At 73.0% G+C, this 25,687-nt stretch carries 15 protein-coding genes; 8 read left to right on the forward strand and 7 right to left on the reverse strand.

All coding sequences use genetic code 11. The features are described from left to right. The first annotated feature begins 46 nt into the window (after positions 1 to 46). Complete coding sequence (locus R9X44_RS14115; protein WP_319814574.1) at positions 47 to 820, forward strand: LuxR C-terminal-related transcriptional regulator; 774 nt, start codon at positions 47 to 49, stop codon at positions 818 to 820. Positions 821 to 889: 69 nt separating this feature from the next. Here the strand turns inward: R9X44_RS14115 and acs are convergent, their stop codons facing one another. Beyond that, on the reverse strand, positions 890 to 2,830 hold the full coding sequence (gene acs, locus R9X44_RS14120) for an acetate--CoA ligase (protein ID WP_413774944.1): 1,941 nt from the start codon (positions 2,828 to 2,830) through the stop codon (positions 890 to 892). A gap of 137 nt (positions 2,831 to 2,967) precedes the next feature. On the opposite strand from acs, the gene R9X44_RS14125 reads away from it, so the two are divergent. Continuing rightward, positions 2,968 to 4,059: an NADH:flavin oxidoreductase gene (locus R9X44_RS14125; protein ID WP_319814576.1), complete on the forward strand. Its 1,092-nt coding sequence runs from the start codon at positions 2,968 to 2,970 to the stop codon at positions 4,057 to 4,059. Between the two features lie 218 nt (positions 4,060 to 4,277). Continuing rightward, a complete protein-coding gene (locus R9X44_RS14130; RefSeq protein ID WP_319814577.1) occupies positions 4,278 to 9,746 on the forward strand; it encodes a carboxyl transferase domain-containing protein in 5,469 nt (1,822 codons plus the stop codon). Positions 9,747 to 9,848: 102 nt separating this feature from the next. On the opposite strand, the gene R9X44_RS14135 is transcribed toward R9X44_RS14130, so the two are convergent. The 3 genes from R9X44_RS14135 to R9X44_RS14145 all read right to left on the reverse strand — a co-directional run bounded on the left by R9X44_RS14135 (position 9,849) and on the right by R9X44_RS14145 (position 15,597). Then, complete coding sequence (locus tag R9X44_RS14135; protein ID WP_319814578.1) at positions 9,849 to 12,410, reverse strand: DUF6493 family protein; 2,562 nt, start codon at positions 12,408 to 12,410, stop codon at positions 9,849 to 9,851. 555 nt (positions 12,411 to 12,965) lie between these two features. Beyond that, entirely contained in the window at positions 12,966 to 14,309 is a 1,344-nt protein-coding gene (locus tag R9X44_RS14140; protein ID WP_319814579.1) for an SWIM zinc finger family protein, read from the reverse strand. 286 nt (positions 14,310 to 14,595) lie between these two features. After that, positions 14,596 to 15,597 (reverse strand): GlxA family transcriptional regulator, encoded by a 1,002-nt coding sequence (locus tag R9X44_RS14145; protein WP_319814580.1) that lies wholly within the window; start codon positions 15,595 to 15,597, stop codon positions 14,596 to 14,598. Between the two features lie 682 nt (positions 15,598 to 16,279). On the opposite strand from R9X44_RS14145, the gene R9X44_RS14150 reads away from it, so the two are divergent. Beyond that, on the forward strand, positions 16,280 to 16,591 hold the full coding sequence (locus tag R9X44_RS14150) for a cupin domain-containing protein (RefSeq protein WP_413774945.1): 312 nt from the start codon (positions 16,280 to 16,282) through the stop codon (positions 16,589 to 16,591). A 4-nt stretch (positions 16,592 to 16,595) separates the two neighbouring features. Here R9X44_RS14150 and R9X44_RS14155 read toward each other — a convergent pair whose 3' ends face one another. Then, positions 16,596 to 17,630 (reverse strand): Acg family FMN-binding oxidoreductase, encoded by a 1,035-nt coding sequence (locus R9X44_RS14155; protein ID WP_319814582.1) that lies wholly within the window; start codon positions 17,628 to 17,630, stop codon positions 16,596 to 16,598. A 221-nt stretch (positions 17,631 to 17,851) separates the two neighbouring features. Here R9X44_RS14155 and R9X44_RS14160 point away from each other — a divergent pair, with 221 nt between their 5' ends. After that, positions 17,852 to 19,240, forward strand: a complete 1,389-nt coding sequence (locus R9X44_RS14160) for a GH1 family beta-glucosidase (RefSeq protein ID WP_319814583.1) — start codon at positions 17,852 to 17,854, stop codon at positions 19,238 to 19,240. Positions 19,241 to 19,244: 4 nt separating this feature from the next. On the opposite strand, the gene R9X44_RS14165 is transcribed toward R9X44_RS14160, so the two are convergent. Continuing rightward, on the reverse strand, positions 19,245 to 20,726 hold the full coding sequence (locus R9X44_RS14165) for an amidase (RefSeq protein WP_319814584.1): 1,482 nt from the start codon (positions 20,724 to 20,726) through the stop codon (positions 19,245 to 19,247). Positions 20,727 to 20,910: 184 nt separating this feature from the next. Between R9X44_RS14165 and R9X44_RS14170 the strand changes: the two genes are divergently transcribed. The 3 genes from R9X44_RS14170 to R9X44_RS14180 all read left to right on the forward strand — a co-directional run bounded on the left by R9X44_RS14170 (position 20,911) and on the right by R9X44_RS14180 (position 24,207). Beyond that, positions 20,911 to 21,366 (forward strand): HtaA domain-containing protein, encoded by a 456-nt coding sequence (locus R9X44_RS14170; protein ID WP_319814585.1) that lies wholly within the window; start codon positions 20,911 to 20,913, stop codon positions 21,364 to 21,366. 220 nt (positions 21,367 to 21,586) lie between these two features. Next, entirely contained in the window at positions 21,587 to 23,824 is a 2,238-nt protein-coding gene (locus R9X44_RS14175; RefSeq protein ID WP_319814586.1) for a nitrate- and nitrite sensing domain-containing protein, read from the forward strand. Further along, entirely contained in the window at positions 23,821 to 24,207 is a 387-nt protein-coding gene (locus R9X44_RS14180; RefSeq protein WP_319814587.1) for a roadblock/LC7 domain-containing protein, read from the forward strand. The genes R9X44_RS14175 and R9X44_RS14180 overlap by 4 nt, the downstream gene beginning before the upstream one ends. A 178-nt stretch (positions 24,208 to 24,385) precedes the next feature. On the opposite strand, the gene R9X44_RS14185 is transcribed toward R9X44_RS14180, so the two are convergent. Further along, on the reverse strand, positions 24,386 to 25,642 hold the full coding sequence (locus tag R9X44_RS14185) for a hypothetical protein (protein WP_319814588.1): 1,257 nt from the start codon (positions 25,640 to 25,642) through the stop codon (positions 24,386 to 24,388). Between the last annotated feature and the right edge of the window lie 45 nt (positions 25,643 to 25,687).

Consider the following 25,687-nt stretch of genomic DNA (forward strand, 5'->3'; position numbering starts at 1 on the left):
ACACGCACGTCATGATGGGACAAAGCGTTCTTGTGATCGGCACCACATGGGAAACACTGATCTTGTCCTGCTCGCACGGGCGGCGCGGCGGCTGCGGGGCCGCGCCAGGATTCCGCTCGTCTTCGGCGGCTTCGGTGAGCGGAGCGTGCCCGTCAGCTTCTGCGCGGGCGGGGAGACCTCGGCGCTGACGTCGATGGTGATCAGGCCGCGCCGCGGGCTCGGCGGCAAGGCGATGCTGCGCGGCAGGGCCCTCGCCGTCGCGCGGTATGAGAACGCGCTGGAGATCACGCACGACTACGACGGGCCCGTGCTCGGCGAGGGCGTCGTCAGCCTCGCGGTGGTGCCGCTGATGCGCGGCGGCAAGGTCGGCGGCCTGCTCTACGCGGGCACCCGCGACGACTCGCCGCTGACCAGGGACATGCTGCGCGGGCTCGTCGCCGAGGCCCGCGAGATCTCCTTTGAGCTGACCGTCCGCGACGAGGTCGACCGCCGCCTCGATCGGCCCGCGCCCGCCCCGGTGCCCGACGCCGTCGCCGCGCGGCTGCGCGCGATCGCCGAGACGACCGCCGACCCGGCCACCCGGGGCGACCTGCTGCGCCTGCTCGGCACGCCCGCCCCGCCCGAGGACGACGCCGACCCGCTCACCGCACGGCAGCGCGAGGTGCTCGAACTCGCCGCGCTCGGCCTGCGCAACGCCGAGATCGCCGACCGGCTCGGCCTGCGCGAACAGACCGTCAAGACCTACATGCGCGCCCTCATGGCACGGCTCGGCGCGCGCTCCCGCGTCGACGCGGTGAACCGGTACCGCCGCCGCGGCTAGCGCGACAACGGCACCAGCCCGCCCAGAACACGGCACTCAGGCAGCCCCACGTCCCGGGTCCGTGGGCGTTCAGTCGTCGGCGGTCGCGGCGGTCATGCCGTCGCGGATGAGGGTCATGACCGAGGCGTCGGCGAGGGTGGTGGCGTCGCCGATCTCGCGGTTCTCCGCGACGTCGCGCAGCAGCCGCCGCATGATCTTGCCGGAGCGGGTCTTCGGCAGCTCGGGCACCAGCAGGATGCGGCGCGGCTTGGCGATCGGGCCGATCTCCCGTGCGACGTGCCCGCGCAGCTCCTCGATCAGGGCCTTCTCATCGGAGGCGTCCGCGCCCTCCCGCAGGATCACGTACGCGACGACGGCCTGGCCGGTGGTCTCGTCCGACGCGCCCACCACGGCCGCCTCGGCGACGCTCGGGTGTGACACCAGCGCGGACTCGATCTCGGTCGTGGACAGCCGGTGGCCAGAGACGTTCATGACGTCGTCCACCCGGCCGAGCAGCCAGATGTCGCCGTCCTCGTCGCGGCGCGCCCCGTCGCCCGCGAAGTAGCGGCCCTCGAACCGCGACCAGTAGGTGTCGATGAACCGCTGCGGGTCGCCCCAGATCGTGCGGGCCATCGCGGGCCACGGCTCGGTGAGCACGAGGTAGCCGCTCTCCCCCGCCGCGACGGGCTCGCCCGCGTCGTCGACGATCTCGACGCGCACGCCCGGCACCGCGGCCATCGCCGACCCTGGCTTGCCCGCGGTGACGCCGGGCAGCGGGGTGATCATGTGCCCGCCGGTCTCGGTCTGCCACCAGGTGTCCACGACGGGGGTGCGGTCGCCGCCGATGGTCCGCCGGTACCAGCGGTACGCCTCGGGGTTGATGGACTCCCCGACGGTCCCGAGCACGCGCAGGCTCGACAGGTCGAACCGCGCGGGGATCTCCGCGCCCCACTTCATGCAGGTACGGATCGCGGTGGGCGCGGTGTAGAAGAGCGTCACCTTGTGCCGCTCGATGATCTCCCACCAGCGGCCCCGGTGCGGGGTGTCCGGCGTGCCCTCGTAGATCACCTGGGTCGCGCCCGCCGCGAGCGGCCCGTAGACGACGTAGGAGTGGCCGGTGATCCAGCCGACGTCGGCGGTGCACCAGTAGACGTCGTCGGGCTTGTGGTCGAAGACTCCCCAGAACGTGTAGGCGGCCTGCGTCAGGTAGCCGCCCGTGGTGTGCAGGATGCCCTTCGGCTTGCCCGTCGTGCCCGAGGTGTACATGACGAACAGGGGGTGCTCGCTGTCGAAAGCCTGCGGCCTGTGCTCGGGCGACGCCTTGGCCGTCGCGTCGTGCCACCACACGTCGCGGCCCTCGGTCCACGCGACGTCCTGGCCGGTGCGCCGGACGACGAGCACGTTGGCCACGTCAGGGCACGCCTTCAGCGCCTCGTCCACGGCGGGCTTGAGCGCGCTGGGCGCGCCGCGCCGGTAGCCGCCGTCGGCGGTGATGACGGTCTTCGCGCCGAAGTCGTCGATCCTGCTGCGCAGGGCGTCGGCGCTGAACCCGCCGAACACGACGGTGTGCGGCGCGCCGATCCGCGCGCACGCCAGCAGCGCGACGACGGCCTCGGGGATCATCGGCAGGTAGATCGCGACGGGGTCGCCCGCGCCCACCCCGAGGGCTTCGAGCGCGTTCGCGGCCCGGGACACCTCGTCCAGCAGGTCACGGTAGGTGATGAGGCGTTCGTCGCCGGGCTCGCCGACGAACCTGAGCGCGACGCGGTCGCCGTCACCCGCCTCGACGTGCCGGTCCACACAGTTGTAGGCGGCGTTCAGCTTGCCGCCGACGAACCAGCGCGCGAACGGGGCCTCACTCCAGTCGAGGACGTCGCCGAAGGGCTCGTCCCAGTGCAGGCGTCCGGCCTGTTCGGCCCAGAAGCCGAGCCTGTCGGCCTCGGCCCTGCCGTACGCGTCCGCGCCGAGGTTGGCCTCCGCGCTCAGCCGCGCGGGGGGCGCGTACCGCTCCACAGTCTCCGCCACCGTCATCCTCCTCACTCCGGGGGCTTGGGGCGGCAACGCTATGGCGCACGTCACCCCCTCCCCTAGCCCCGAAAGTAGGTAATCGTCCGCTTCCTCCCCCGCGCGGCGGGCGTGCTGCGGCCGTCGGTTAGCATGACGGCGTCATGCGCCAGACCAGCAGCAAGACCCTCGCCGCCCTCGCCGTCCCGCTCGACCTCGCCCGCGGCCCCGCCTGGGGCAACAGGTTCGCGATGGCCCCGCTGACCAACCACCAGAGCCCAGAAGGCACGCTCTCCGACGACGAGTACACCTGGCTCGTCCGGCGTGCCGAAGGCGGCTTCGGGATGGTCATGACGTGCGCGGCGCACGTGTCGCGGGCGGGCCAGGCGTTCCCCGGCCAGCTCGCGGTCTGGGACGACGCGTTCCTGCCCGGCCTGACCCGGCTCGCGGCCGGGATCGCCGCCGCCGGAGGCGTCTCGGCGCTCCAGCTCCACCACGGCGGCCGCCGCTCCGACACCCGGCTGACCGGCGTCGACGTCGTCGCGCCGCTGGACGAGCCCGCCAAGAACGCCCGCGCCCTCACCACGGGCGAGGTGGAGGAGGTCATCGCCGACTTCATCGCGGGCGCTGTCCGCGCCGAGCGGGCCGGGTTCCACGGGGTCGAGGTGCACGGCGCGCACGGGTACCTGATCTGCCAGTTCCTCAGCCCCCGCAACACCCGCGCCGACCGCTACGGCGGCTCGTTCGAGAACCGGCAGCGGATGCTGTGGGAGATCCTGCGCGGCGTCCGCGCGGCCACCGGGCCCGACTTCCAGGTGGGTCTCCGGCTCACGCCCGAGCGCAGCGGCATCCCGCTCGCCGAGGCGCGCGCGCTGGCCGCCGACGTGCTCGCCTCGGGCCTCATCGACTACCTCGACATGTCGCTGTGGGACGCGTTCAAGGAGACCTACGAGGACGCGCACCGCGACAGGCTGCTGATCGAGCACTTCGCCGACCTGCCGCGCGGCAACGCGCGCCTGGGCGTCGCGGGCAAGATCGGCTCGGCCCCGGACGCGGCATGGTGCCTCGAGCACGGCGCGGACTTCGTGCTCATCGGCGCGGGGGCCGTCCTGCACCACGACTTCCCGGTCCTCGCCCTCGCCGATCCCGGGTTCCGGCTGGTGCAGCCGAGGCCGCGCGAGCACTTCGAGCGCGAGGCCGTCGGGCCACTGTTCTTGGAGTACCTCGCCACCCAGTGGAACGACTTCGTGTCCTGATCGGGACCCAGTGCCACCCGAGCGCTACCCTGCGCGACTTTCACACCTCGGAACGGGTGCGGTAGGGGTCCCCCTTTAGACGTTCCCCACAACTGAAGGCGCTCAGCATGCGCTGTCTCCGACATGGCGCTACCGCTCCGTACGCGGAAGGGTGAAACCCTGCCGGGATCACCGTCGCTCCCGGCCGTTCATCGTCGTCTCATGGAGGGCTTGGTCGCGTGTTCAGTCGCATTGCCATCGTCAACCGCGGGGAAGCCGCCATGCGGCTCATTCACGCGGTACGTGACATCGCTGCGGAGACCGGGACACGGATCGAGACCGTCGCCCTGCATACGGACGTGGACAAGTCCTCGGCGTTCGTCCGCGAAGCCGACGTCGCCTACGACCTCGGCCCCGCGTCGGCTCGGCCCTATCTCGATCTGAAGGTGCTGGAGAAGGCGCTCAAGGAGACCAAGGCCGACGCGGCATGGGTCGGCTGGGGCTTCGTCGCGGAGGACCCGGCGTTCGCGGAGCTCTGCGAGGAGATCGGCGTCACGTTCGTCGGCCCGAGCCCGGACGCGATGCGCAAGCTCGGCGACAAGATCGGCGCGAAGCTGATCGCCGAGGAGGTCGGCGTGCCCGTCGCGCCGTGGAGCCGCGGCGCGGTCGAGACCCTTGATGCGGCGCTGGCGTCGGCCGCGCAGGTCGGGTACCCGCTCATGCTGAAGGCGACCGCGGGCGGCGGCGGACGCGGCATCCGCGTCGTCACCAGCGACGCCGAACTCGCCGACGCCTACGAGCGCACCTCCCAGGAGGCGGCGCGCGCGTTCGGCAGCGGCGTCGTCTTCCTCGAGCGGCTGGTCACCGGGGCGCGGCACGTCGAGGTCCAGGTGATCGCCGACGGCCAGGGCACCGCGTGGGCCCTCGGCGTGCGCGACTGCTCGGTGCAGCGCCGCAACCAGAAGATCATCGAGGAGTCGGCGTCGCCGGTCCTGTCGCCCGAGCAGGTGACCGAGCTGAAGACGTCGGCCGAGCGGCTCGCCATCGCCGTCGGGTACCGGGGCGCGGCGACCGTCGAGTTCCTGTACCACCCGGGCGAGCGGCTGTTCGCGTTCCTCGAGGTCAACACCCGGCTCCAGGTCGAGCACCCGATCACCGAGTCCACAACCGGGTTCGACCTGGTCAAGGCCCAGCTGCACGTGGCGTCCGGCGGACGGCTCGAGGGCGCTCCCCCTGCCGAGCGCGGCCACGCCGTCGAGGCGCGGCTGAACGCCGAGGACCCCGACCGCGACTTCGCGCCCTCCCCCGGCCGGATCGCCCGCTTCGACCTGCCCGTCGGCCCCGGCATCCGGGTCGACACCGGCTTCGCCGAGGGCGACGTCATCCCCGCCGACTTCGACTCGATGATCGCCAAGATCATCGCCTACGGCCGCGACCGCGAAGAGGCCCTTGGCCGTCTGCGCCGGGCGATGCAGCAGACGACCGTCGTCATCGAGGGCGGCACCACGAACAAGAGCTTCGTGCTCGACCTGCTCGACCGGCCCGAGGTCGTCGACGGGTCCGCCGACACCGGCTGGATCGACCGGGTCCGCGCCGAAGGCGGCCTGGTCGCCCACCGGCACTCCTCGGTCGCGCTCGCCGCGGCCGCCATCGAGGCATACGAGGAAGAGGAGGGCGCGGAGCGCCAGCGGCTCCTTTCCACGGCGGCGGGCGGGCGGCCGCAGGTGCAGCACGAGAGCGGCAGGCCGCTCGACCTCAAGCTGCGCGGCGCGGCCTACCGGGTGCGCGTCGCGCGCGTCGGACCGCACAGGTTCCGGGTCGGCCTCGAGGCCGGCGAGGACGTCCGCACCGCCGACGTCGAGCTTGAGCGCTTCGACAGGTACACCGGGCGGATCACCGTCAACGGCGAGCGCTACCGGCTGCTCACCGGCACGCACGGGCCCGTCCACCTCGTGGAGGTCGACGGGGTCGCGCACCGGGTCAGCCGGGACGAGGGCGGCGTCGTCAGGTCGCCAACGCCCGCGCTGGTCGTCGCGACGCCGCTGACGGTCGGCGCGGAGGTCGAGGCCGGTGCTCCGGTGCTGGTGCTGGAGAGCATGAAGATGGAGACCGTCCTCCGGTCGCCGTTCAAGGCGCGGCTGAAGGAGATCGCGGTCAGCGTCGGCAGCCAGGTCGAGACCGGCGCGCCGCTGCTGCGGCTGGAACCCCTTGAGGACGCCGCCGAGGACACCGCCGCGGCCGGGACCGTCGCGCTCGACCTGCCGGACGCGCCCGCCGCCGTCCCCGGCCGGGAGAGCGCGGTGCGCGGTCTTGAGGACCTGCGCGGGCTGCTGCTCGGCTTCGACGTCGACCCGCACGACGAGCGCCGCGTTCTTAACGGCTACCTCGCCAACCGGGGGGCCGCCGCCGAGGACGGCCACCGTATCCTGGCCTGCGAACTCGCCCTCGTCGAGGTGTTCGCCGACCTCGCCGAGCTCAGCCGCAACCGGCCGACCGGCGAGGAGCCGGGGCACGTGCACAGCGCCCGCGAGCACTTCCACACCTACCTGCAGAGCCTCGACGTCGAGCGCGCCGCGCTGCCCGAGCCGTTCCGCGCGGCCCTGGCCAAGGCGCTCGCGCACTACGGGGTCACCGAACTCGACCGTACGCCCGAGCTCGAAGCGGCTGTTTTCCGGATCTTCCTGGCGCAGCAGCGCGCGTCGGCCGACGCCGCCGTCATCACCGCGCTACTGCGGACCTGGCTTCTTGAGCCGACGCCCGACGCGCTCGTCGGCGAGCAGGCCGGGCCCGCGCTCGAACGGCTCGCCGCCGCGACCCAGGTGCGGTTCCCTGCCGTCGCCGACCTCGCGCGCGGTGTCGCGTTCGCCTGGTTCGGGCAGCCGCTGCTGCGCCGCGACCGCGCCCGCGTCTACACCGACGTGCGCAGGCACCTGCGGGTGCTCGACGCCGACCCGCAGGCGGCCGACCGGGGCGAGCGGATTCAGGAGATGGTCCGCAGCACCCAGCCGCTGGTCCGGCTGCTGGGGCAGCGGCTCACCCGGGACGCCGCGAAAGAGACCGCCCAAGGCCGGGACAATTCAGCCCTGTTGGAGGTCCTGACCCGGCGGTACTACGGGAACAAGGGCCTCACCGGCGTGCACACGCAGGAGGCGGCGGGGTGCTCGTTCGTCGTCGCCGAACGCGCCGGGTCCCGGCTCGTCTCGGCGGCCGTCAGGTTCGAAGCGCTGGGCTCCGCGCTCGACGGGCTCGCCCAGCTCGGCGGCGACGCGATCGACGCCGACGTCTACCTCGCCTGGGAGGGCCAGCCCGACGACTTCGAGGCGATGGCCGCGGCCCTGCACGAGGTCGTCAGCGCGCACCCGCTTCCCGAGCGCGTCCGGCGGCTCACCACGACCGTCGCGGGCAGCCGCGGCGCGGTCATGCACCACCACTTCACGTTCCGGCAGTCCGGCGCGGGCATGGTCGAGGAACGCCTGATCCGCGGCCTGCACCCGTACATCGCGCAGCGCATGCAGATGGAACGGCTGCACAAGTTCGACCTCACCCGCCTGCCGTCGCTGGACGAGGAGGTGTACCTGTTCCGGGGCGTCGCGCGCGACAACCCGACCGACGACAGGCTCGTCGCGTTCGCGCAGGTCCGCGACCTCACCGAGCTGCGCGACGCCGATGGCAGGCTCGTCGCGCTGCCGACCGCCGAGTTCACCGTCGCGGCCTGCCTCGACTCGATCCGGCGCGCGCAGACGCTGCGGCCGTCCAAGACCCGGTTCAACACCAACCGGATCGTCGTCTATGTCTGGCCGCCGAGCGACCTGCCCCGGACCGAGCTGGAGATGCTCGCCGAGCGGATCCTGCCCAGGACGTCGGGCGCGGGGCTCGAGGAGATCCTGTTCATCGCGCGCGAGCGGGACCAGGAGACCGGCGCGCTGGAGAAGGTCGCGATGCGGATCTCCTTCGACGCGACGGGCAGCGCCGAACTCAGCATCGGCGAGCCGCCCGCCGAGGCGATCGAGCCGCTCGACGGATACCGGCTCAAGGTGCTGCGCGCGGGCAGCCGCAACACCGTCTACCCGTACGAGCTGACCGCCCACCTCGGCGACTTCACCGAGTACGACCTTGACGAGAACTCCGTGCTCGTGCCCGTCACGCGCGCCAAGGGCGGGAACAAGGCGGCGATCGTCGCGGGCGTCGTGTCCACGGTGACCGACCTGCACCCCGACGGCGTCAAGCGGGTGGTGCTGCTGGGCGACCCGACCAAGTCGCTCGGCGCGCTGTCCGAGCCCGAGTGCCGCCGTGTCATCGCCGCGCTCGACCTCGCCGAGAACCTGCGGGTGCCGCTCGAGTGGTACGCGCTGTCGTCCGGCGCGCGGATCTCCATGGAGTCCGGCACCGAGAACATGGACTGGGTCGCGGCCGCGCTCAAGCGCATCGTCGAGTTCACCCAGGACGGCGGCGAGATCAACGTCATCGTCGCGGGCATCAACGTCGGCGCGCAGCCGTACTGGAACGCCGAGGCGACGATGCTGATGCACACCAAGGGCATCCTGGTCATGACGCCGGACTCGGCGATGGTCCTCACCGGCAAGCAGTCGCTCGACTTCTCCGGCGGCGTGTCGGCCGAGGACAACTTCGGGATCGGCGGCTACGACCGCGTCATGGGGCCGAACGGGCAGGCGCAGTACTGGGCGCCGAACCTGCTGGCCGCCCGGGATGTCCTGATGGCGCACTATGCCCACTCCTACGTCGCGCCGGGCGAGGACGCGCCTCGGCACGCGACGACGACCGACCCGGCCGATCGTGACGTCACGGGCTTCCCGCACGTCATGGAGGGCAGCGACTTCACGACGGTCGGGGAGATCTTCTCCTCGACCGCCAACCCCGACCGCAAGAAGCCGTTCGACATCCGGACCGTCATGCGGGCCCTGTCGGACCAGGACCACCCGGTGCTGGAGCGCTGGGCGGGCATGGCCGACGCCGACACCGCGGTCGTCCAGGACGTCCACCTCGACGGCATCCCCGTGTGCCTGCTCGGCATCGAGTCCAAGGCCGTCCAGCGGCGCGGGTTCCCGCCCACCGACGGGCCCGACTCCTACACGGCAGGGACGCTGTTCCCCAAGTCGTCCAAGAAGGCGGCGCGGGCGATCAACGCGGCGAGCGGGAACCGTCCGCTGGTGGTGCTGGCGAACCTCTCGGGGTTCGACGGGTCGCCGGAGTCGATGCGGAACCTCCAGCTGGAGTACGGCGCGGAGATCGGGCGGGCGATCGTCAACTTCCGCGGGCCGATCGTGTTCTGTGTGATCTCCCGGTACCACGGCGGCGCGTTCGTCGTGTTCTCCAAGGCGCTCAACCCGAACATGACGGTCCTGGCGCTCGAGGGGTCGTTCGCGTCGGTGCTCGGCGGCGCGCCCGCCGCGGCCGTCGTGTTCTCCGGCGAGGTCGGGGCGCGCACGTCGGCCGACCCGCGCGTCCGCGACCTTGAGGCGCGTCTCGCGGCGGCCTCCGGCAGCCCGGAGCGCGCCGCGCTGACGGCCGAGCTGGGCGAGCTGCGCTCGTCGGTGCGGGCGGAGAAGCTGAGCGAGGTCGCCGCCGAGTTCGACCGCGTCCACAACATCCACCGCGCCGTCGAGGTCGGCTCGGTCGACGCCGTCATCACCGCCGCCGACCTCCGCCCCCGCATCATCACCGCAATCCGCACCCACCTCACCCCCTGACCGCACACCCCACCACCGGGCCCGGCCGCTCCCAGAGCGCCCGGGCCCTCCTCTTTCCCGGCCCGGACCGCGGCATTCGGGTTCGGGAGGTGAGGGTCGGGGTCAGGGAGGGGTGAGGGTTTTGGTGAGGCGGGTGGCTTCTTTGGCGGTGCGGGTGGTGCGGGAGCGGGGGGTCCAGGCGGTGAGGGCGGGGAGCGGGGTGTGGACGCGGTGGAGGTCGGCGTAGGTGGAGGCGGCGGCGAGGAGGTCGGCGAAGGGGGCCGGGGGGCGGGCGTCGGGGGTGGGGAGGAATGCGGTGATGGACTCGGCGAACAGGGGCCAGAGGCGGGCGCCGGCGCGGACCGCGTCGGGCAGGGCGGCGATGATGCGGGACAGGACTAGGTCGGGGGCGAGGGTGGCCATGAGGCGGCCCATGTCGGCTGCCGGGAGGGTGTCGGTCGCGGCCAGGGCGAGGAGGGCGTCGAGGGCTGCGGCGCGGTCGGTCGGGCGTTCGGAGGAGAGCGCGTAGAGGAGGACGGCGGCCGTGGCGGGGCCGGTGGGGCCCTTGGCGTCGGCGAGGGCGAGGATCGTGGTGTCCTGGTCGATCCGGATGCCGGGCCACAGCGGGGCGAGGACAAGCAGGTAGGCGGCGGCGACCTCGCGGTGCGAGGGCAGCGCCGACGGCCACCAGGCGGCGGAGCCCGTCCAGTGCGCCTCGGCGTCCTCGGGCTCGGCGAGGGTGCCGAGCAGCGCGGCCGACGCGAGCGACACGTCCCAGGAGACGCCGACCGCGAGCCGTGGGGTGGTCCCCGAGGGCGATCCCTTCTTCGGCAGCTGTGCCGTCCGGTAGGTGAACGCGGGCGGGACCGAGGCGTCGCCCGCGAGCCAGGCCCGTGCCGTGTCGGCCGCGGGGGACACGAACCCGTCCAGCACCGACGCCTCGGTGCCGGGCGGCAGCCTGAGCAGCGCCTGTTCGAGGTCGGCCCTGCCGGGGGCGCGGCCCGCCGCCTCGTGCGCGCGCAGCCGCGCCGCGAACACCCCGGGGTCGACGTGGCCCGACGCCTCGGTCGGGGTCGCGAGCAGGGCGGGCCCGCCGACGTGCAGCGCGGCCTCCACGAATCTGCGCCGGAACAAGTCCTCGGGCGCGGGGACCGGCCCCAGGCGCTCTTCCGCGCCGCGCAGCAGCCGCGCCGCGTAGTTCGTCAGGGCGTCGCCGGAGCGGCCGAGGAGCATGCAGTTCAGCGTGATGTCCACGCCGCGCAGGTGCGGGCCGAGATCGGCGCGGTACAGGAACGGCCGGTACTCCCCGACGAAGTCGCGCAGCCCGTCGGCGATCTCCGGGCCGTGCGCGACGAGCCCGGCGAGCAGCCGCTCGGTCTCCGGCCACGCCTCGGCGAAGGTCGTCAGATGCGGCACAAGCGCCTCGCGCAGCTCGGCCGCCGAGGCGATCGGCGGTTCGAGCTCACGCGGCGCGACCGGGTACAGCACGGGCGCGGCGACGGGCTCGGCCGCCTTCACCTCCCCGTACGCCGCGGCGATCTCGGCCCGCTGCGGCGCGGGCAGCCCGGCCGCTGCCCGTCGGACGCTCTCGGCGGTGAGCGGATCGACCGCCTTAGCGCGCTTGACCGCGATCCGCACGGCACGCTCCCTGAGCGCCGCGTTCTCGTGGCCGAACACCCCGGCCAGGGCCTCGACGGTCGCGGACTCCCTGCCCTTGGCCGTCTTGTCGAGCCACGCCAGCGCGGCCCTGACCAGTTTGGCCTCGGGCCGGAACAGCAGCGTCTCGGCCGTCTCGCGGAACACGCCGGGATCGAGCCGCGCGGCCTCGTCGGCGGCCCGGATCGCGGTGAACGCCTCCTCGGCCACGGCGGTCACCGCCGTGGGCAGCAGCCTGACGTAGTCGCGCAGCCGCTCGGTCGCCTCGGCGGCGTCCGGGGCCAGCAGCGCGTGCAGCCTGACGAACCAGCCGAGCGAGCGTGCCGTCCCGCCGCGCAGGAACCTGCGGACGCACCCGTCAAGGAGGTCTCGGCGGTCGGCGAAGACCAGCAGATCCTCCACGAGCGGCCTCGGTCTAGCCCCGGACCTGTCCCACTGCCTGGCGAGCGCGAGCGCGTCGTTTCCGCCGAGGTGCTCGCCCACCCCGTCGGCCTCGAAGATCGCGGGGACCAGCGTCGTGAAGAACGGATCCTCCTTTGGCGGGACATAGGTCCGCCAACCCAGCCAGCCCACGACAAAAGCCCCGGAAGTGGGCGGCTTCTCCCGTGCCTCGATATGCAGCAGCGCCGCGACCTCCCACGAGGCGAGGTCCGCGCGCCACGCCGTGAAGTCCGCGAGGCGCAGCTTCTCCGCGAGCCGCCGCGCGAGGTCGAGCCGCCACGCGTCAGGCCGGTGCGCCACCGCCGCGACGAGGTGCCGGGCGAGCTGCGGGTGCCGCCCGTCGCGCAGCTCGCGCCGCATGATCCACGACGCCGCCGCCGCGACCCCCGAGATACACCCCGCCCCCGCGACCCTGAGCGCGTGGGCACGCCGGTCCCCCCACCGCCTGAGCCCGGTGGACCGGACATACCCGGGCAACGCCGCCGCGACCTCCTTGCGCCCCGCGTCGTCGAGCCGGTTCGCCAGGACCGCGACCCCATGACAGTCCCCCAGCTCGATCCGCTGAAGCATCTCCTCCCACGCGCTCACCGCCGCACCCCGATCCGCCCCGAAACCACGTCACAGACGCCCACACCCCGCCCCGACCCCGGCCCCGGCCCCGGCCCCGAGGACGGTGACGACTGAGGCACATGCTGCCGGGAGGTGTCTGTCATGAAGGTCCGATCGGTAAGGCACTTGCCGTGGTGTCACGAGCAAGGGGCGGGAGCCAGGGGCAAGGGACGGGAGTCTGGAGGTCAGTGGGCGCGGGTCGGGAGGCGGAGGTCTGGAGGTCAGGGGGTCCGGGAGGTCCGGGAGGTCCGGGGGTCAGGAGCTTGGAGGGGTCGGGGGTCGGGGGTGGGGGCGGGAGTCTGGAGGTCAAGGGGCGCGGGCCGGGGGGCGGAGGTCTGGAGGTCCGGGAGGTCAGGAGCTTGGAGGTCAGGGGTCGGGGTCTGGGGGCACGGGTCAGGGGACGGAGGTCTGGAGGTCAGGGGTCCGGGGCGGAGGTCTGGGCGGGCGGGGGTGGGGTCGGGGGGTGGGGTCGGGGGTCGGGGGGAGACGGCTGAGGCACACGGGCCTCTGTCATGGGGGTCCGATCGGTCAAGGCTAGGGGGTTGGGGTGCGGGTGAGGTGGAGGCGGGTGGCGAGGACGTGTTTGCAGGGGCCGCGTCCGCCCCGGTGGTCGGCCCACCACGGGCAGGTGCAGGAGCCCGTTTCGGGACGGACCTGGTAGGCGTTCTCGCCCGAGACCACCCGGACGACGCCGTCGGGCAGCTCGTGGACCGCGTCCTGGTCCACCAGGGCCTGGGCGGCGCGCAGGCGGGGGTTCATGGCGGCGACGCGGGAGGCGTCATAAGGCAGCTCGCGGTGGAAGAACGCGGCCTCCGCCGTGTCGTAGCCGACGCGGCCGCCCGTGCCGAGCTGGGTGAGGGCGGCGCGGACGCGGGCGTCGGGCAGGCCCGAGCGGGCCGCGAGGTCGGCGGGGTCGAGGCGCGGCTCGAAGTCGAGGAGCGAGCCGACGAGATCGGCGTCCTCGGCCACGTCGTCGCCGATGAGCGCGTCGAGCACCGCGCCCTCGCCGGAGAAGCCGCGGCGCTCCTCCGGGGAGAGGGTGAGCACGTAACGCATGCCGGGAAGGACGAGTTCCCACGCGCTCGCGGCGGGACGGCCGCCCTGCGGCACGACGGGCCCGTAGACGCGCAGGGCCGTCGCGAAGCGCAGCAGCGGAAGCAGGGTCGCCAGCCGCTCGGCCCCCGCGAGGCACACCGCGCCGGGCCCCGGCCGTGACGTGGGCCGCAGTCCGCGTCCGGCAGGCTGCGCCCACAGCACGCCCGCGCGGCGCGGCAGGCCGCGCAGGAACCTGACGGCCTCGGGGCCCGGCAGCTCGGCCCGCAGGTCGAACCCCGACGCGATCGCCTGCACCTCGGCGAAGGACCGCAGCCACCTTTCCGGCAAAGGCACCTTTTTCTCCACGGTGGCCCCGTCGAGCGTGGTGACGACGAGTTCCTCCGGCCCCACGGCCAGGTGCATCGGGTCGGCCCCGCCGACGCGCGCGAGCGCCTCGCGCAGCGGCCCGTTGACGTCGACGTTCGTGGTGCCGCGCGCGGTCACCTCGCCGTCGAGCCCCTCGGACAGCACGTCGAGCCGCGCGTACACGCCCGCGCAGGCCGAGAACGACTCCATCCGCAGCCTGTCGCCGTTGCAGGTGACGACGGGATCGCGCGCCCAGGTCGGCCGTGGCTGGAAGTACCTGGTCTGCGCCACGTCGGCCAGCGCAAGCAGCCCCGCCGCGCCCACGTCGCCCCGGGTGAGCAGCCCGCTGAAGAACCGCGGATGCGCGACCGCGCCTTCGGTGCTCGTCCCGCCCGAGGTCGCGAGCCCGAGCCGCCCGCCGCCCGCGCCCGGCGCGAACGCCGACGGCGCAGCATAGCTGTAAGCCTGAGTCGTCATGCCCAGCACGCTAACGCCCCCCACCGACAAAACCCGATCACCACCCACCCACCCCAACCCCACGAAAACCCCACCCGAACCCACTCCGCCCGACACCCACACCACACCGCACCCGCACCCGCACCACATCGCACCCGCACCCGCACCCGCACCACGCCGCACCACACCACACCACGCCGTACCGCACCCGCATCGCGCATCACCGCACCCGCACCGCACCACGCCGCACCGCACCGCACCGCACCTGCACTGCGTCTCACCTCACCCGCACCCGCACTGATCCGGCTTAACCGGCGGAAAGGCGCGTATCGGACGCGTGGTGAGGGGTGGGGGCCGACTCAGATCCGCGCTGGGTGGTGGGGGCGAAGCGGCGGCGGTATTCGGTGGGGGTGAGGCCGGTGGCGCGGCGGAGGACCGTGCGGAGGTTGGCGGGGGTGCCGAGGCCGCTCCGGCGGGCGACGACGGCGAGGCGGTCCTCGCCCCGCTCGATGAGGCGGCAGGCGAGGACGACGCGCTCGCCGGTGAGCCAGGCCCCCGGCGTGGTGCCGAGCTGGCCGGAGAAGCGGCGGTGCAGGGTCGCGGGGCTGACGGCCGCGCGCCGCGCCAGATCGGCGACGGTCAGGGGTTCGTGCAGCCGCGCGCGGGCCCAGTCGAGCACGGGCCCAAGGGAGGTGTCGGGAATGTCTGGCACGGGGACGGGGATGAACTGCCGCTGCCCGCCCGACCTGTGCGCCGCGAAGACAAGCCGCCTGCTGACGGCGTTGGCGACCTCGGCCCCGTGATCGCGCCGCACGAGGTGGAGGCCGAGGTCGAGGGCCGCCGCGCTGCCCGCCGAGGTGAGCACGTCGCCGTCGTCGACGAACAGGACGTCCTCCTCGAGCAGCACCGCGGGGAACCTCTCCCGGAACTCCCGCGCGCACTGCCAGTGCGCGGTCGCCCGACGGCCGTCGAGCACCTCGGCTTCGGCGAGCGTGAACGCGCCGGTGCACAACCCCACAAGGCGGGCCCCGCGCTCGTGCGCGCGCCGGACGGCGGCCAGCACCTCGGGACGCCGTGGCGTCGCCACGTCGGGCCGGTTCGGCACGATCAGGGTGTCCGCGTCCTCGGCGGCGTCGAGCCCGGCGACCCCGGTCAGCGTGAAGAACCCGTCCCGCATGACCGTGCGCGGCTCAGGCGAACACAGGACGAACCGGTAAAGATCACGCCCCAACTCCGGCCTGCCGAGCCCGAACACCTCGGTCGCGCACCCGAGCTCGAACGGATTCGAGTTCTCATCGACCACCACCACGACCCGATGCAAGGATCCTTGCGCCACCTGCAATTCCTCTCACTCCCAGAACCCCGCCCCACCCCAGAGAATTACCGTTATGCCCGATACCTCCCCAAAAGTCGACGCCGTCCCCACCCCCACCGACCCCACACCCAAAGACCCCACGCCCCACAACACCCCACCCGGCAGCCCCGCACCAAGCGACACCCCTCCGGGCAGCCCCGCGCCAACCGGCCCCGGGCCCGTCAGCACCGCGCCAAGCGGCCCCGCACCTGTCGGCCCCGGGCCAAGCGGCCCCCCACCCGGCGGCCCCGCGCCAGGCGGCCCCACATCCCACAGCACCCCACCCGGCAGCCCCGCACCTGTCGGCCCCGCGCCAAGCGGCCCCGGGCCCGTCAGCACCGCGCCAGGCGGCCCCGCACCCTGCGACACCCCACCCGACGGCCCTGCACCCAGCGGCACTGGGCCTGTCAGCACCGCGCCAAGCGGCCCTGGGCCCGTCAGCACCGGGCCAAGCTGTCCCGCGCCAAGCGGCCCCACACCCGGTGACACCCCACTCGGCGGCACCGGGCCAGGCGGCACCGCGCTGCACGGGACCGGGTCCGCTGACCTCGCCTTTCAGGGTGCTGGGGGGCCTGTGGGGCTTGCGGAGGCGTTCGCGTCGTTTGAGGGGTTGTGGAGTCCGCGGGTTGTTGCGCGGGTGAATGAGTACGACGTGCGGGTGGCCAAGGTCGAGGGCACGCACGTCTGGCATGTGCATCGGGACACCGATGAGTTCTTTCTCGTGCTGGACGGCGAGCTCCACATCGCGCTGCGCGAGGTCGGCGGCGAGCGCACGGTGCGCCTTGCGCGCGGCATGGTCTTCACGGTCCCGCGCGGTGTCTGGCACCGGCCTTACGCGCCCGTGCCGACCCGAATCCTCCTCTTTGAGCCTTCGGGGACCCTGTCCGTCGGCGACGCCCACGACGACCTTCCGGACCACGTGGACGCCACGACAGGGCACGCCCTCTGAGCGCCTACGGGTGCGCGGGTCTCGGGTCGCGGAAGACGACCGCGGAGGTCTCGCGGCGGATCGAGGTGAAGATCGGGCCCGACCTGCCGAGCCGGAACACCATCTGCGGGTGGTGACCCTCGCAGAGGTGCCCGGAGATCAGCTCACGGAACGCGGGGACCTCGAGGGCCTGGGTGTGCAGCGCTGCGGCGTAGTGATCGGCGGCCGCGTGCAGCAGGACGCGTTGCAGGGCCTGGCCCGCCGCGAGCCAGGCGACGCGGTCGTCGGTGGCCGTCTCGATGACGCAGACGGTCCCGGTCTCGCCGGGGACCTCGGCGCCGACGTCCATGCCCTGGGCGCGCCCGTGCCGGAACGACCGTTCCGGGAAGTTCGGGTGGGTCTCCTGCGACTCGATCGGGTACGCGGTGTCCGGGACGCCGTCGCGCCGCCCGCTCCCCGACCCAGGCGACCAGCGCGCGAGCTCGGCCTGGTAACGGTCGTCGAGCCGCTGGAACTGCTCGGCCGCGTCGCTGAGCGCGCCGAGCGCGCGCGTCTTGCGCGGGTCGGACATCACCCTCAGATCCGCGTCCTCAAGCCGCGCCTCCTCGATGAGCGAGGACATGAGGTACTCGGGCGGCCCCTTCTCGGCGAACGCGCCTCGGTGGGTCCTGCGGTCGCGCGCCTGCGCGAACAGCCTGACGGCCTCCGGCGGCGGTTCCGCGCGCTCGCGGACCGTCACCTCGGCGAGCAGATCCGGCTTCTCAGAATCCGGGACGATATCCACTTCTGGCACATATCCAGCGGCAAGGATGCCGAGCCGCAGCGTGGCGAGGGCCGCGCCGCAGCTCACGACCATCTCCCTGCCCTCGGGGTCGGCGACCGCCAGCCGCCGTTCGGGATCGGCGTACAGCGTGACCCTGACGCCCCCGTCGACCTCCGCGGTCCCGAACCACCACGGCTGGGTGTTGTGCACCGACGGGGCCCAGACCGCCCCCTCGATCGCGTTCCGGACAGCCTCCTCGATGTACCGCGCGTCCCCGGTCCCCTCGGATACCGACATCTCGCCCCCTAGCCGTGTCCGCACCCCCAGTAGACCACCTCCGACGACGCCCGATGGGGGCCGAACGTCCCGGTTTTAACCGGTCCTGAGGCACTGCAGACGCCGAGCTCGCCGACACCCTCCCCGTCCAAAATCTCGGACAAAAGCCCAGAAGCCCGGCACACGGTCGGGAACGTACGCTGTACTGTGCGGCGTGCCAGCACCCCGTCGAAAGGCTGCCGATGACGTCCGCGCAAGGCCGTGACCTCCCCCAGTTCCCGCAAGGTTTCCGGTTCGGCACGAGCACCGCCGCCTACCAGATCGAGGGCGCGACGGCCGAGGACGGGCGCGGCCCGAGCATCTGGGACGCCTTCGCCACGCGGCCGGGCACGATCGCCGACGGCTCCTCCGGCGCGGTCGCCACCGACCACTACCACCGGTACGCCGAGGACGTCGCCCTGCTCAAGGGCCTCGGCGCGCACGGCTACCGGCTCTCGGTCGCCTGGCCGCGCATCCAGCCCACCGGCGAGGGCGCGCCGAACCCCAAGGGCCTCGACTTCTACGACCGACTCCTCGACGCCCTGGCCGAGGCCGGTATCGAGCCGATGGTCACCCTCTACCACTGGGACCTGCCTCAAGCCCTCGAAGAGCGCGGCGGCTGGCTGGAGCGTGCGACCGCCGAACGCTTCGCCGAGTACGCGGGACACGTAGCGGCACGCCTGGGCGACCGTGTGACGCACTGGGTCCCGGTGAACGAGCCCAACGTGACGGCGATGCTCGGCTACGCCCTCACCGCCATGGCCCCCGGACGCGGCCTGTCCTTCGACGCGCTCCCCGCCGTCCACCACCAGCTCCTCGGCCACGGTCTGACGGTCAAGGCGCTGCGCGCGGCGGGCGCGTCATCGATCGGCACCGCCACCAACCACACCCCCGTCTGGCCCGCCTCCGACGACCCCGCCGACCACGAGGCCGCCGCCTTCTACGACCTGCTGTGGAACCGCCTCGTCGCCGACCCGATCCTGCTCGGCGCCTACCCCGACGGCTTCGCCGAGCTGATGCCGGGCCCGGTCGCCGACGACCTCAAGATCATCGCAAGCCCGATCGACTTCTACGGCGCGAACTACTACAACCCGACCGCGATCCAGGCCCCCGGCAAGACCTCGGCCCCCGCGACGGCCACCGCCGCGGGGCACGTCGAGGTCCCCGCCGACCTGCCCTTCCAGTTCGCGCCCATGACGGGCCACCCGCGCACCGACTTCGGCTGGCCCGTCGTCCCCGAGGGCCTGTACGAGCTGATCATGCAGCTGCGCGACAGGTACCCGGACATGCCCCCGCTGGCCATCACCGAGCAGGGCTGCGCCTACAACACACCGCCCGGTCCCGACGGCGTCGTCGACGACTCGGCGCGCATCGCCTACTACGACGCCCACCTGCGCGAGGTGGCGAGGGCGATAGCCGACGGCGCGGACGTCCGCGCGTACTACGCGTGGTCCCTGCTCGACAACTTCGAGTGGGCCGAGGGCTACACCCAGCGGTTCGGCCTCGTCTGGACCGACTACACGACGCTTGAGCGCGTCCCGAAGCGCTCCTACCACTGGTTCGCCGAACTGATCGCCGCCCAGCGCGCTTGACCGGCTACAGGTCGGGTTCGGCGTCGGCCCAGGGCCGCGCCTCCTCGAGCTGGGCGGCGAGCGCCAGCAGCAGCCCCTCGCCGCCCAGCCCCGCGACGAACTGGACGCCGAGCGGCAGCCCGCTCCCCGTTCGGTAGAGCGGAACGGACATCGCGGGCCGTCCGGTGATGTTGGCGAGCTGGGTGAACGGCACGGGCGCGAGGTTGGCGACGAGCTGGTCGCGCCACATCGGCGTCTTGGCGGCGTATCCCGCAAGCCGCAGCCGCAAGGTGACCTCACCCAGGACACGCAAAGCCAACGGCGTGTCCAGCGCGCCGATCGGCAGCGGAGGCCCGGCCAGCGACGGCGTCAGCAGCAGGTCGTACGTCCCGTGGAAGACCGCGAGCGAACGCGCGTACACGTTCCACCGCTCAAGCGCGGTCAGGTACTCGGCGGCCCTGACGGAACGCGCCGCGCCCGCGAGAAGCCGAGTGTCGAGTTCGAAGTCGCGCAAGCGCGCCCCGGTCTCCCGCCGGACGAGGTCCATCGTCGCGGCCGCCTCGCACGACCACATCATGAGGAAGTCCTGCGCCATCGCGACCCCGTCGATGTCGGGCTCCGCCTCCTCGACGGTGTGGCCGAGCCCCTCGAGGAGCCGTGCCGCGTCCTGGACGGCGGCGACGGCCTCGGCGGCCACGGGCGTGCCGAGCGGCGAGCGCACGGTGAACCCGATCCTGAGCGTCCCGGGCTCGCGCCGCGCGAGCTCCGCGTACGGCTCGGCGGGCCGCTGCGGAAGGAACGGCCCGCCCGGGTCGGCGATCGCGGTCATCGCGTCGAGCAGGGCCGCGCTGTCCCGGACGGTCCTGGTGATGACGCCCTCGGTGGCCGCGCCGTGGAAGTACTCGGCGTGCGCGGGTCCGCTCGACAGCAGGCCGCGTCCCGGCTTCAGGCCGAACAGGCCGCAGCACGCGGCGGGGATGCGGATCGAGCCGCCGCCGTCGCTCGCGCCCGCCGCGGGCACGATGCCCGCCGCGACCGCCGCCGCCGAACCGCCGGAGGAGCCGCCCGGGGTACGGCCGAGGTCCCACGGGTTGCGGGTGGGCCCGTGCGCCTCGGGCTCGGTGACGGACTTCGTGCCGAACTCCGGCGTGTTCGTCTTGCCGAACACCAGCAGACCCGCGTCCAGCCAGCTCTGCACGATCACGCTGTGCCCTGCCGCCCGGTGGCCGCGCGACGCGCGCGATCCGCCGGTCGTGGGCTCGCCCGCGTAGTCCTGCGAGAGGTCCTTGATGAGGAAGGGAACGCCCGCGAGCGGCCCGGACACCCCGTCCTTGACGCGCTTCCTGGCGACCTCGTGCATCCGGTGGACGATGGCGTTGAGGCCGCCGTTCACCTGCTCGGCCCGCGCGATCGCCGCCTCGAGCGGCTCGTCGGGGGCGACCTCGCCCTTCGCCACGAGTTCGGCGATCCCGACGGCGTCAAGCCGCCGGTAGTCCGCGTACTCCACGCCCACCCGCCCTGTGCCCAGGCCCGGGACCGCCCCGGACCCGGGAACTATAGGCCGGACCCGACGCCCCCCACCAGGGCCGTCCTTCCGGGGAAGTGTGGACCTCGTGATCTCGGCGGCGTTAGGGTCGGCGAGCGGGTGCGGCACGCGCGTCCGCGTACGTCAAGGCATGAGGGAGAGGGCGATGAGCGCGAACGCGGGCGGGGGCCTGGTCTGGGGCGTCAAGGCGAGCTTTCTGGGCTACGTGACGCGGGCCGAGGGCGAGATCACCGTCGCCGAGGGGGCCGACGTCGCCGAGGGCCAGCAGGCGTTCGTGTTCCCGGCGTCGGACGAGAAGGGCAAGTTCACCGGCCAGGTCGGCTTCGACGCGCACGGCGGCATGCTCAAGGTGACCATCGCCGACCCGTGGATCGAGATCGCCGACGACGGCAACGCGACGCTGTCGGTGGTGAACCCGGCGAAGCTCGCCACCGACCGCTCCCAGCGGATCACGATCGCCGCGCTCGGCGACATCGTGCCGCAGGGCGACGGGACCGCGAAGGCCAACGCGGTCCTCACCATGCACGGCGTCTGGCTGCTCGGCAACGTCTACGCCCCCGGCGACGACCTCGACCCCGTCGTCTTCCCCTGGGCGGGCTGAGGTTCCGGTCATGCGGTCCGGACCGTCACCGACGGTCCGGACCCGGCCGTGGCACGCCCTTGTGACGGGGGGCCGTGTCCGTGACCTGTGGGGTCTCGTCTGACAGACGCCATCCAGTTTGTCACGTGAAGAATAATTTATACGAAGTACTATATTCCGTCCGGTTCACCCCACTACCGTAAGCGTCTCTTGTGATGCGGAGCGGATGGAGGTGGCCGGAATGAGGCGGCGGACCGGCGACACGCCTATCGCGCGGAGGATCGCGCTGCTGCTGGTGATCCCGGTGACGTCCCTCGTGGGGCTGTGGGGGTTCGCCGCGGCGTCGAGCATCGACGCGGCGCTGGAGAAGCAGAAGTTCACCGACGTCTACGAGGGGCTCGGCGAACCCGTCAACGTGCTCACCGTGATGCTCCAGGTCGAGCGGACCCTCGCCGCCGCGCTGATCGCCGTGCCCGGCCAGCAGACCCGCCAGCAGTTCCAGGAGCAGGCGGCGCGCACCGACGGCGCGGTGCGGATGTTCACCCAGGGCGCGAACCGGGAGGAGGTCACCGGCGCGAGCGCCGACCTCGCCAAGCTCCCCGCGTTCGCGCGCGAGTTCTCCGTGCTGAGCCAGTTGCGCGCCGACGTCCTCGACGGCGCGGACGCGCTGCCGACCGTCGAGCAGTACAGCAGGCTCACCGACCGGCTCCTCCAGGTCCTCACCCAGGTCACCCACATCCAGGACGTCGACGTCGACGCCCAGATGAAGGCGCTGCTGAACACGCTGTGGGCGCGCGACATCATGATGCGCCAGGACGCGATCCTCATCGCCGTCCGCGGCGACCTCGGCACCGGGGCGCGCACCGAGTTCGCGCGGCTCGCCGGGGCCCGCGCCAAACTGTCCGAGCTCGGCGAGGACCGCATGGTCGGCGACCTGCGGGACATCGGCCAGAGCCTCACCGGCGCGCCCGCCTACCTGCGCTACGTCGAACTCGAGGCGGCCATCGCGCGGTCCGGCATCACGAGCCCGACGATGATGGGCGACTGGACCACCACGACCCAGGCGCTGTCGCCGCTGTGGCTCCAGGTCGCCACCGAGGCCGGCGGGATCGCCGACCTGCGGGTCCGCGAGGTCGGCGACGAGATCATGCTCCGCCTGTACCTCGTCGCGGGCGTCGGCTTCCTCGCCGTCCTGCTGTCGGGCGTGCTGTTCTTCAGGTTCATCCGCGGCATCTCCGCCGACCTGCGCAGGCTCCAGCACACCGCGCAGGACCTCGCGCGCGTCCGGCTCCCCCGGGTCGTCGGCAGGCTGCGCCGCGGCGAGCAGGTCGACGTGCGCACCGAGGCCCCCGACATCGAGGGCGGCGGCATCCGCGAGGTCCGCCTCGTCGCCGAGGCGTTCGCGAACGTGCAGCGCACCGCGGTGGACGTCGCGGTGTCCGAGGCGGCGCTGCGCGGCGGCATCAACCAGATCTTCGTGAACCTGTCATGGCGCAGCCAGAGCCTCCTGCAACGGCAGCTCAGGCTGCTCGAGGCGATGGAGCACAAGGCCAAGAGCTCCGAGGAGCTCGACGACCTGTTCCGGCTCGACCACCTGACGACGCGCATGCGCCGCCACGCCGAGGGCCTCGTCATCCTCGCCGGGGCGCAGACGGTCCGGGCGTGGGACCACCCCGTGACGTCGGAGGACGTGGTCCGCGCCGCCCTCCAGGAGATCGAGGACTACCGCAGGGTCGAGGTCGTGACGACCGCGCCGGTGTCGGTCGCCGCGCACGCCGTCGCCGACGTCATCCACCTGCTCGCCGAGCTGATCGAGAACGCCGCGGTGTTCTCGCCGCCGACGAGCGAGGTCGCGGTACGGCTCGACGTCGTCGCCAACGGCCTCGTCGTGGAGATCATCGACCGGGGCATCGGCATCACCCCCGACGAACTCGTGGAGATCAACCGGCGGCTCACCGAGGCCCCCGACTTCACGCTCGCCGACAGCGACCGGCTCGGCCTGTTCGTCGTCGCGCGGCTCGCGGCGCGGCACGGCATCCGGGTGCGGCTCCAGCCGTCGCCGTACGGCGGGACGACCGCCGTCGTGCTCGTCCCGATGGGGCTCGTGCTCGCCGACCGGGCCGCCGAGCCCGCCCGCGACAGGGTCGCCGACACCACGCGCACCCAGCCGTTCCAGGCGGTGCCCGCGCCCGCGCCGATCCCGGCCGCCGCGCCGCCGCCGCGTATCCCCGGCAGGATCGAGTCGGCCGCGCCGGGGCGGCTGCCGCGCCGGACCCGTCAGCAGAACCTCGCGCCCGAGCTGCGCGGCGGCCCGCGCCACGCCCGCGAGGACGAGGCGTTCGACGACTTCGTGGAGCCGGACCCCGAGAGCAGCCGCGACCTGATGTCGTCGCTGCACTCGGGCTGGGAGATGGCGCGGATGGACGAGCCGTCCGCCGACCAGCGTCAAGACCACCGCGACGAACGGGGAGACCGATGACCGAGGGCACCGACCTGAACTGGCTGCTTGACGAGCTCGTCGCGAAGGTGGCGGAGATCCACCAGGTGGTGCTGCTGTCGCGTGACGGCCTGGTGATGGGCGCGTCGGCGGGGCTGTCCGACGCCGACGCCCGCTTCCTCGCGGCGCTGTCGTCGGGCTACTTCAGCCTCGCCAACGGCGCGCGCGAGCACTTCGCGGCCCAGGCCGTCCGCCAGGCCGTCATCGAAATAGACGACAAGCTCTTCTTCATCCTCCCCGCCGCCGACGGCAGCTGCCTCGCCGTCCTCGCCGACGCCGGCCGCAACACCCGCATGGTCGCCTACGAAACCGCAATGCTCATAAAGCGCGTCCGCGGCCACCTTGTAGCCGTACCGCGTGTTTAATTGCCGCGGCTCCGCCGCGGCGGTGATTGGGCGCCGCGAAGTCGCCGTCTTCCCTCCGGACTTGCTCGCCTGGCGGCTCACAAGTCCTCCGGTCCAGACGGCGACGCGCCCAATCACTCTCAGCGGTAAGGCACGAGGCCGTGGCCCCGGCTGAGCTGGAAAGCTCCGGGTTCTCATCTCAGCGCAATTCCGGGTAGTAGCGGTTGGCGATCCATTCGCCCAGGCTCATGCCGCCCTTGATTCCGCCGATGAGGCCGGCGTATTGGCCGATGAAGGGGCCGGTGCCGCCGGTGTAGGGGATGGTGAGGACGCCGATGCCGGAGCCGGCGACCCAGCCGAAGAGGCCGCCCGCGACACCCCAGTTGCGGATGATCCGCTCGCGGGGGGTGAGTTCGCGGTAGGAGTCGGTCTCGGGGTCGTAGATGTGGTCGCCGTCGAAGGCGGGGTCGGTCATGAACAGCCACTGGGCCTCCCAGGGGCTGAGCATCCGGTACCGGTAGGGGTCGTCGGGGTCCTGGAAGAACGGGGACGGGGGGCCGTAGCCGTCGAGCACGTAGGGGGTCGGCGCGCTGAGGGTGGTGGGCGCGGTCTTCGCGACGCGCTGCTGGCCCGCCTTTCCGATCCCCTCGGCAAGCCCGAGGGAGAAGGCGAGGTGGCCCAGATGGACCCTGGTGATGATCGCCGGGACGTCAGTGGCGTCGTCGTCCGGCAGTTCCTCGGCGGCGAGCGCCTGGCGCAGCATCTCGTCCTGCCAGTAGAGGCAGCCCGCGAGCGCGACCGCCGCGTTGCGCGTCTCGGTGTCGCGAACTGACAGACGGGCGATCGCGGCGGCCTCCTCGACCCTGCGGACCAGGGGCTCGGCGGTGGCGGAGCGCTTCGGGATCGGCACAAGGGGCGAGGCGGTGTGCAGCGTGGTGAGGATCTTGCGGTGCACGACGTCGTCGGGCACCACGGTCGGCAGGCCCGCGAGCGTGTCGGTGACGCGGGCGACCTCACGGTTCACCGCGTCGATGACGATCCCGATGTCGTCGTCGTTCGGCAGCGGCAGCGTGTGGGTGACGGCGTCGAACGCGGCGGCGGCCATCGCGGAGGCCGCGAGACTGGCGCTGAGCACCGCGTCGCCGAGCTGCTCGGCGAGGGTGGCGAGTTCGGCGCGCAGCGCGGCGATGCCAGCGAGCAGCTGTTCCGCAAGGTCGGGGTCGCGCTCGGCGACCCTGGCCACCACGGCGAGGTCGGGGTCGGACACCACCGGCAGGACAGGCGTCGAGGACAGCACGAGCCCGACCGCCTCCTCGAAGGAGATGCCGTCGGCCGACCCCATCCCGCTGGTGAGCGGCGACGCGATCAGGCGGGCCCTGGTCGCGACGTCGAACACGAGCTCAAGCGGAGGGGGCGCGGTTTTCCCTGGGAACCCGCCGTGCTTGGAAATCACCATCGAATCCTCTCGTCGGCCTTCCGGATGCGACCGTAACGCGACGGG

The organism is Actinocorallia sp. A-T 12471 (assembly GCF_033875155.1).
Taxonomy (GTDB): domain Bacteria; phylum Actinomycetota; class Actinomycetes; order Streptosporangiales; family Streptosporangiaceae; genus Actinocorallia.